The following is a 6,400-nucleotide window of genomic DNA, read 5'->3' as shown; positions in this document are numbered from 1 at the left end:
GATGGAGCGGAGTGGAATCGAGGTACGCGCTGCTCGATGGGGACGTGGCCATCTGCCGCTAACAGATAACCGCCTGAATGATATGCACGACTGTGAGCACACACGTTGCCACAGCAAGCGCAATATGTATCTTCCGCCAACGAGCCTGCCCTGTTTTCTTCCTCACTAATGTAAGAAGCGTCAGGATCAGGAGCAGCATCCACGCAAGCTTCCCGGTCATCATAGCCGGTCCGCTTCCTGCGAGGATGCCGTGCGCCAGTCCTGTGACGAGCAGGACGATCCCGTAAGCTGTGTGAAAGCCTGTGACATGTCTGATCCACGGATGTTTCTGCGCCAGTTCGGTGTGCTTCAGCGGGGCGAGCATGCAGAGAATCAGTAACAGTACGGATGCAAGTGCAAGAATTTTTTCAAGTATGTTCAAAATAATATCCTCCGGTTTTCTTATACTATCTAAAGTTATACACAACTAACTCGTATGATTATACCAGAAAAACCGGATTTGTAAAGAGGATATTATTGCTGTTATTTTGTATCTGTTGCTTTGTGCTATGCCCGTCCGAAATATTCTTTTATATGTCCGGCGACGATCTTCATCAGCCGTTGTCTTGCCTCAACTGCCGCCCATGCAACATGGGGCGTGATGAGCAGCCGGTTCTTATCGCGAACCTGAAAGAGCGGATTCTCTTTTGTCATCGGCTCGACAGAGAGCACGTCCAGTCCCGCTGCCCGGATCTCGCCGGAGTTGAGCGCATCGGTGAGATCCGCTTCATTTACGATAGGTCCGCGTCCGAGGTTCAACAGGATGGCGCTCGGCTTCATCTTGCGGAACGCTTCGGTGTTCATGATATTTTCCGTGTATTCATTGAGCGGAGCGTGGATGGAGAGAATATCCGACTCGGACAGGAGTGTATCGAAATCAACCTGTCGGTATCCCTCCTGCGCCGGAGCGCCTGAAGCTGAATAGTAGATGACTTTGGCACCGAGCAGTCCTGCGATATCGGCAACCCTGCGCCCGATTGCGCCGAGCCCGAGTATTCCCCATGTGGTGCTGCCCAGTTCATGGAACGGAATACCGAAATGGGTGAAGAGAGAGGACGCGGCATATTCGCCGTTTTTGACATAATCGTCGTAATATCTTAAATCTTCCATCAGATAAAAGAGCATGGCAAATGTATGCTGTGCCACGGATTCGGTAGAGTATCCGGCAGCATTACGCCACTCGATCCCGCGCTGCGCGAGATAATCTTTGTCCAGATTGTTTGTGCCTGTTGCGCTGACGCAGACAAGTTTTAAGTTGCGGGCATCGGATATGGTGCTCTCGTTGACCGGAACTTTATTTACCACGATCACATCCGCGTCTTCGATGCGCGAAGGGACATCTTCAGGGGATGTGCGGGGATACTTTACGACTTCACCGATTTGTTCAAATTCAGAAAAGTCAACATCATTGCCGAGTGATTCGGCGTCTAAGAATATAATTTTCATTAATACTACCTCCTAAATTAATTTTTCGTTTCTGCGGACAGATGACGGAGTACAGCCGTATATTTCTTTAAATGTACGATTGAACAGCTTCTGATTGTAAAAGCCGTTCTGCTCGGCAAGTTCTCCGATGGGAGTGTCTGTGCGGATCAGATCCTGATAGATATGAGAGACACGTACTTCGTTGACATACTGGAGAAAGGACATTCCCATATTTTTTTTGAAAAAGCGGCAGAAATATTCTTTCCCGAGTCCGAGATAGTCCGCGATATCCTGAAGAGAGATCGGATCACGAAAGTTCTCTTCCACATAGGTAATAACATCCCTGATACGTTCGAGAGTCTGTTTATCTGTGGCAGTGTTGACTGCAGCTGCTTTTACGGAGAAATGCCGGATCAGACGGGCCAGCACCTGCAGAATGATTCCCTCAGCCTCCATCAGATATGCCTGCACGTCTTCGATGTACAGCCTGGTCAGCTGCTCCATCAGCTTACAGATCGTGAGATATTCGGAGAACTTCTCATCGGAAATGTTATCCGGAATACAACGGATCTGATAGAGATCCAGATCGGGCAGATATCGCTCCATATACTTCCTGGAGATATGGACACAGATGAACATGGAAGTATCGCTGTAGGTGTATGTGCTGTGTACCTGCCGGGAGTCAAGGACTGTAAGCTGTTTATTGGCTATCTGATATTTTCTGCCTTCGATCTGGATCGTGGATTCTCCGTTAAGGGGATATAAAAGCTCGATCTCTTCATGCCAGTGCAGCGGATGATATCCGCCGGGCGCCGTATTGTATGCCAGCCGGATGCCGAATTCATTTATCTCCTGAAATGTTTCGTAATAAGGCTGCTCCATCGTAGATAACCTCCTGTCGTCTGTCTTACCGCAAGCATAGCTGAAAAAGATGGCGAAGTCAATATTGACTTAAAAAAGGTCAAAAAAGAGACTGTTTTATATAAGTTCAGAGCGTTATTATAATAGGCGTAAACAGTAAACAGCATACAAGAAAAGGAGAGATAAATAATGAGTACAATCACAGTTAACAAAAATAACTATGCAGTAAAAGAAAACCATGAAAAAAGAGTTTCCATAAAAGAGAGGCTGAGAAATTATCTTGCAGAAAATGCAGAAACTATTACAGCAGGACTTCTGTTTATGAATGGAAGCATAACTCCATACACTCTGTACCGGTCAATGAGATAATGGACAGAGGCACAGTGTAAGATGGAAGAAGTAAATACAAAAGATCAGAAGAGCTGACAGAGTGAGATTAAAAATCAACACACTCTGCCGGCTCTTTTTTGTTCTGCAGGAAAGTTTTCTGAATCGTTCTATAGATAGTAAAATAGGAAATTCCCGGGCAGAAATAGACAATATAGGATGAAAAGTGCACATTTCTGCCGGCAGTGCTATAATAGATGTGGCCGGATGAACCGCAAAGCGGCGTGGAAAAGTTCCGGGAAATGGAATCTGGAAGGAGTTTAAAATGACTACAGACATGACAGAGGGGAGAATTATTCCTCAGCTTACAGAATTTACTATACCACTGGTGCTGGGAAATCTCTTCCAGCTTACGTACAATGCAGCAGACTCGGTGATCGTGGGCAAGTTCGTCGGGGATGATGCTCTGGCGGCAGTGGGGACTGCCGGACCGGTGATGAATATGGTAATCCTCTTCATCAGCGGGATGTGTATGGGAGCCGGGATATTAATGAGCACCCAGTATGGAGCGAAGAAATATGATCAGCTTGAGAGACAAATCAGCACGACGATGCTCGGAGGGCTGGCATTTTCCGCAGTGGTGGCTGTGCTCCTCGTATTATTTGCCTATCCATTGCTTAATCTTCTACAGGTACCGGGGGATATCATCCATTCTGCTGCAGTCTATCTGCGTATTGTATTCGTGGGTCTGGTTTTTACTTTTATCTATAATTTCTTTTCAAATACACTCCGTGCGCTGGGGGACAGCAAAGTACCGTTATACTTCCTTATAATAAGTGCAATTCTCAATGTAATGCTTGATCTCTTGTTTGTTGTTGTCATGAAATGGGGAGTCCCGGGCAGTGCAGCGGCAACAGTGCTGAGCGAGGCATTGTGCTGTCTTTTCTGCATGATTTATATTAAGAGAAAAATACCGATCCTGTGTCTGGGAAAGAAATGGAAAGTCTTTGACATCTCGATCCTCTGGCGGACGTTTACATATGGAATCACGAGTGCCCTGCAGCAGATGTGCATCCAGCTAGGCAAGATCTGCGTACAGACAGTCGTCAATGTACAGGGCGTCGCATTTATCGCGGCATTTACAGCGATAAACCGGGTAGATGACTTTGCCATGACGCCTCAGCAGAATATTGCTCATGCTGCAACGACGTTCATGGCTCAGAATAAAGGCGCGGGCAAGATCCGCAGGATGAAGCGGGGATTTTTAAGTTCGATCATCCTTCAGGCCGTGTATACATCGGTGATTGCGGTAGTTGTGTTTGTACTTTCGCGTCCGATCATGCAGCTCTTTGTCAGCGACGGATCTGAGGAGGTCATCAGACTGGGAGTGTCCTATCTGCAGCTCATCGCGTTTATGTATTTCATGCCGTCAGCTACGAACATCATACAAGGATTTTTCCGGGGCCTGGGCGACCTGAAAGTAACTCTGATCAGTACGATACTGAATATGTCGGCGAGATTTCTGTCTGCGTGGCTCATGATCCATGTCATGGGCGGCGGATTTGAGTGCCTTGCCTGGGCAAACTTCGTGGGGTGGATCGCTATGCTTGCATTCCAGGTGCCGATGATCCTGACGCGGTGGAGAAAAGAAACAGAACTGTTTGAGAAATGAAAGGAATGATTGAATTGAATAAGTTACCTGTCTACATTTTAAAACGCTACCTGCTCCTTCTTGCCGGGCTTTCGATCATGGCATTCGGCGTTGCATTTTCCATCAAGGCAAGTCTGGGGACCTCCCCGATCTCAAGTGTGCCGTTCGTGGTCAGCCTGTTTACTCCTCTGACTGTAGGAACGGCCACAATCACTATGCACTGTGTATTTATCCTGATGCAGATCCTGATTCTGCGAAAGGATTATCATCTGATACAGCTTATGCAGCTTCCGGTAGCATTCTTCTTTGGCTATCTGACAGACTTTGGCGTGTGGGCAGTCCAGGGGATTTCCTGTAATACATACTGGCAGCAGTGGATTGTCTGTCTTATCGGTATTCTGCTGGTTGCCGTGGGTGTCAGCTTTGAAGTCAAGGCCGGAGTCGTGGTACTGGCAGGCGAGGGAGTCGTGCTTGCAGTCTGTAAAGTGCTTCCGAAAATAAAATTCGGTTACATGAAAGTGGGATTTGACGTGACGCTTGTCGTAATCGCCTGTATCTTGTCGTTTGTATTTACAGGACATCTTCAGGGCGTGAGAGAAGGTACAGTGGCAGCGGCTCTGCTGGTAGGACTGATCGCGAAGCAGCTGGGGAAACTGCTGGCAAGGTGGAAGATGGAAGAAATTTGAGAAGCAGGAGGGAGAGCTATATGGAACAGAAAAAAATATGCACCGGTGTGATCGGTGCCGGCGCGATCAGCGATATTTACCTGAAAAATATGATCAACCGGTTTGATAATCTGTATGTGAAGTCCATTTGCGCGGCTCATCTTGAGAGCGCACAGAAGAAAGCGCAGGAGTACGGGATACAGGCGGTTACAATGGAGGAAATGTATGAAGATCCGGAGATCTGCCTTGTAGTAAATCTTACGCCTGCCCATGTTCATTATGACGTGATCAAAGGGGCTCTGGAACACGGAAAACATGTCTATACCGAGAAGACACTGACCGATGACATCAACAAATCAGCAGAACTGGTTCAGCTCGCGCGTGAGAAAGGTCTGTATCTGGGTTCGGCTCCGGATACATTTATGGGAGCGGCTCTCCAGACGGCCAGATCCGCTATTGACAGCGGTCTGTTAGGGGAAATCCATTCCTTTGCAGTCTCTGCTAATCGGAATAATGATATCCTGCTGAGTCTTTTTGATTTCCTGCGCAAGCCGGGCGGCGGAATTGTATGTGATTACGCAGTTTACTACGTGACTGCTCTGGTAAGCCTCCTGGGATCGGTGGCCCGTGTGGGAAGTATTGTCGGTCATCCGTATCCTACTCATGTGAATTGTGTGCCGGGAACGCCGCTGTATGGTCAGACGATGGACACGCCAAATGAAAGTCAGGTCAATGCGGTACTCCAGTTTGAAAACGGAGTGACAGGCACATTCCACATCGATGCAGATTCCGTGATGGAAGATCAGGCTTACTTCACGATCTACGGAACGAAAGGAATCCTGATACTGACCGATCCGAACCAGTTCGGCGGACAGGTGCGCTTTATACCGAATGCTCCGGATCCGGCTGACAGGAAGGAACCATCCGTGCTGCCCGGTGTAAACGAGTACAGCGATAATTCGAGGGGAATCGGTCCTTCGGATCTGGCCGATACGCTCCTGAATGGTACGCCGCTGCGTCCTTCGGCGGAGATGGCATATCACGTACATGAAGTCTTAAATGCCATGCTGGAGGGAGGCGCTACGGGTAGATTTACAGACATCAGATCTTCCTGCGTGAGACCGGAACCTTTACGATATCAGTTCAGCCATGGGGCTGTCTGAGAGAGAAAACCATGCTCGCATGATTTTTCGAACAGGCAGTGCCATTGATATTAGAGATGTAAAAGTATTTTGACAAGCTTTTTTTGAGTGTAAAAGCAAATTGATAGACGGCAGTGTTACTATTGACTATGATATAGGCAGGAAAAGGAGGGCAGGCTATGGATATAGGGAGTAAAGTCAAAAGCGCAAGGATAAATGCAAATCTCACGCAGGAACAAGTTGCTGATTTTCTCAATGTTAGTCGCCAGACAATTTCTAACTGGGAAAAT

The 6,400-nt window shown here is 47.7% G+C and carries 8 protein-coding genes; 5 read left to right on the top strand and 3 right to left on the bottom strand.

Annotated features, from left to right (window positions below; translation table 11 throughout):
- Window positions 1–58: 58 nt before the first annotated feature.
- From FNY66_RS15190 to FNY66_RS15180, 3 genes are all read right to left on the bottom strand, one after another.
- Window positions 59–421, bottom strand: a complete 363-nt coding sequence (locus FNY66_RS15190; RefSeq protein WP_150311663.1) for a hypothetical protein — start codon at window positions 419–421, stop codon at window positions 59–61.
- 125 nt (window positions 422–546) lie between these two features.
- Complete coding sequence (locus tag FNY66_RS15185; RefSeq protein WP_150311662.1) at window positions 547–1,485, bottom strand: D-2-hydroxyacid dehydrogenase; 939 nt, start codon at window positions 1,483–1,485, stop codon at window positions 547–549.
- Window positions 1,486–1,497: 12 nt separating this feature from the next.
- Window positions 1,498–2,346 carry an AraC family transcriptional regulator gene (locus FNY66_RS15180; RefSeq protein WP_150311661.1) on the bottom strand — a complete coding sequence of 283 codons (849 nt, stop codon included), beginning with the start codon at window positions 2,344–2,346 and terminating at the stop codon, window positions 1,498–1,500.
- A gap of 168 nt (window positions 2,347–2,514) precedes the next feature.
- Between FNY66_RS15180 and FNY66_RS15175 the strand changes: the two genes are divergently transcribed.
- The 5 genes from FNY66_RS15175 to FNY66_RS15155 all read left to right on the top strand — a co-directional run.
- Complete coding sequence (locus tag FNY66_RS15175; protein ID WP_150311660.1) at window positions 2,515–2,694, top strand: hypothetical protein; 180 nt, start codon at window positions 2,515–2,517, stop codon at window positions 2,692–2,694.
- 283 nt (window positions 2,695–2,977) lie between these two features.
- Window positions 2,978–4,324: an MATE family efflux transporter gene (locus FNY66_RS15170; RefSeq protein ID WP_087150599.1), complete on the top strand. Its 1,347-nt coding sequence runs from the start codon at window positions 2,978–2,980 to the stop codon at window positions 4,322–4,324.
- A gap of 14 nt (window positions 4,325–4,338) precedes the next feature.
- Window positions 4,339–4,989: a YczE/YyaS/YitT family protein gene (locus FNY66_RS15165; RefSeq protein WP_229409556.1), complete on the top strand. Its 651-nt coding sequence runs from the start codon at window positions 4,339–4,341 to the stop codon at window positions 4,987–4,989.
- A gap of 20 nt (window positions 4,990–5,009) precedes the next feature.
- Window positions 5,010–6,131: a Gfo/Idh/MocA family protein gene (locus tag FNY66_RS15160; RefSeq protein ID WP_150311659.1), complete on the top strand. Its 1,122-nt coding sequence runs from the start codon at window positions 5,010–5,012 to the stop codon at window positions 6,129–6,131.
- A gap of 158 nt (window positions 6,132–6,289) precedes the next feature.
- Window positions 6,290–6,400 (top strand): helix-turn-helix transcriptional regulator (locus FNY66_RS15155; RefSeq protein ID WP_150311658.1); only part of this gene is annotated, 111 nt, incomplete at its 3' end.

It is taken from the genome of Mediterraneibacter catenae (assembly GCF_008691045.1).
Classification (GTDB): domain Bacteria; phylum Bacillota; class Clostridia; order Lachnospirales; family Lachnospiraceae; genus Mediterraneibacter; species Mediterraneibacter ornithocaccae.
Note: the sequence above shows the minus strand (reverse complement) of the source record. Positions and strands in the feature narration are given on the sequence as shown.

Bases quoted from the DNA above. Each gene is read 5' to 3' on its own strand.
- FNY66_RS15185 (WP_150311662.1), bottom strand. From the start codon at position 1,485: ATGAAAATTATATTCTTAGACGCCGAATCACTCGGCAATGATGTTGAC.
- FNY66_RS15180 (WP_150311661.1), bottom strand. From the start codon at position 2,346: ATGGAGCAGCCTTATTACGAAACATTTCAGGAGATAAATGAATTCGGC.
- FNY66_RS15175 (WP_150311660.1), top strand. From the start codon at position 2,515: ATGAGTACAATCACAGTTAACAAAAATAACTATGCAGTAAAAGAAAAC.
- FNY66_RS15170 (WP_087150599.1), top strand. From the start codon at position 2,978: ATGACTACAGACATGACAGAGGGGAGAATTATTCCTCAGCTTACAGAA.
- FNY66_RS15160 (WP_150311659.1), top strand. From the start codon at position 5,010: ATGGAACAGAAAAAAATATGCACCGGTGTGATCGGTGCCGGCGCGATC.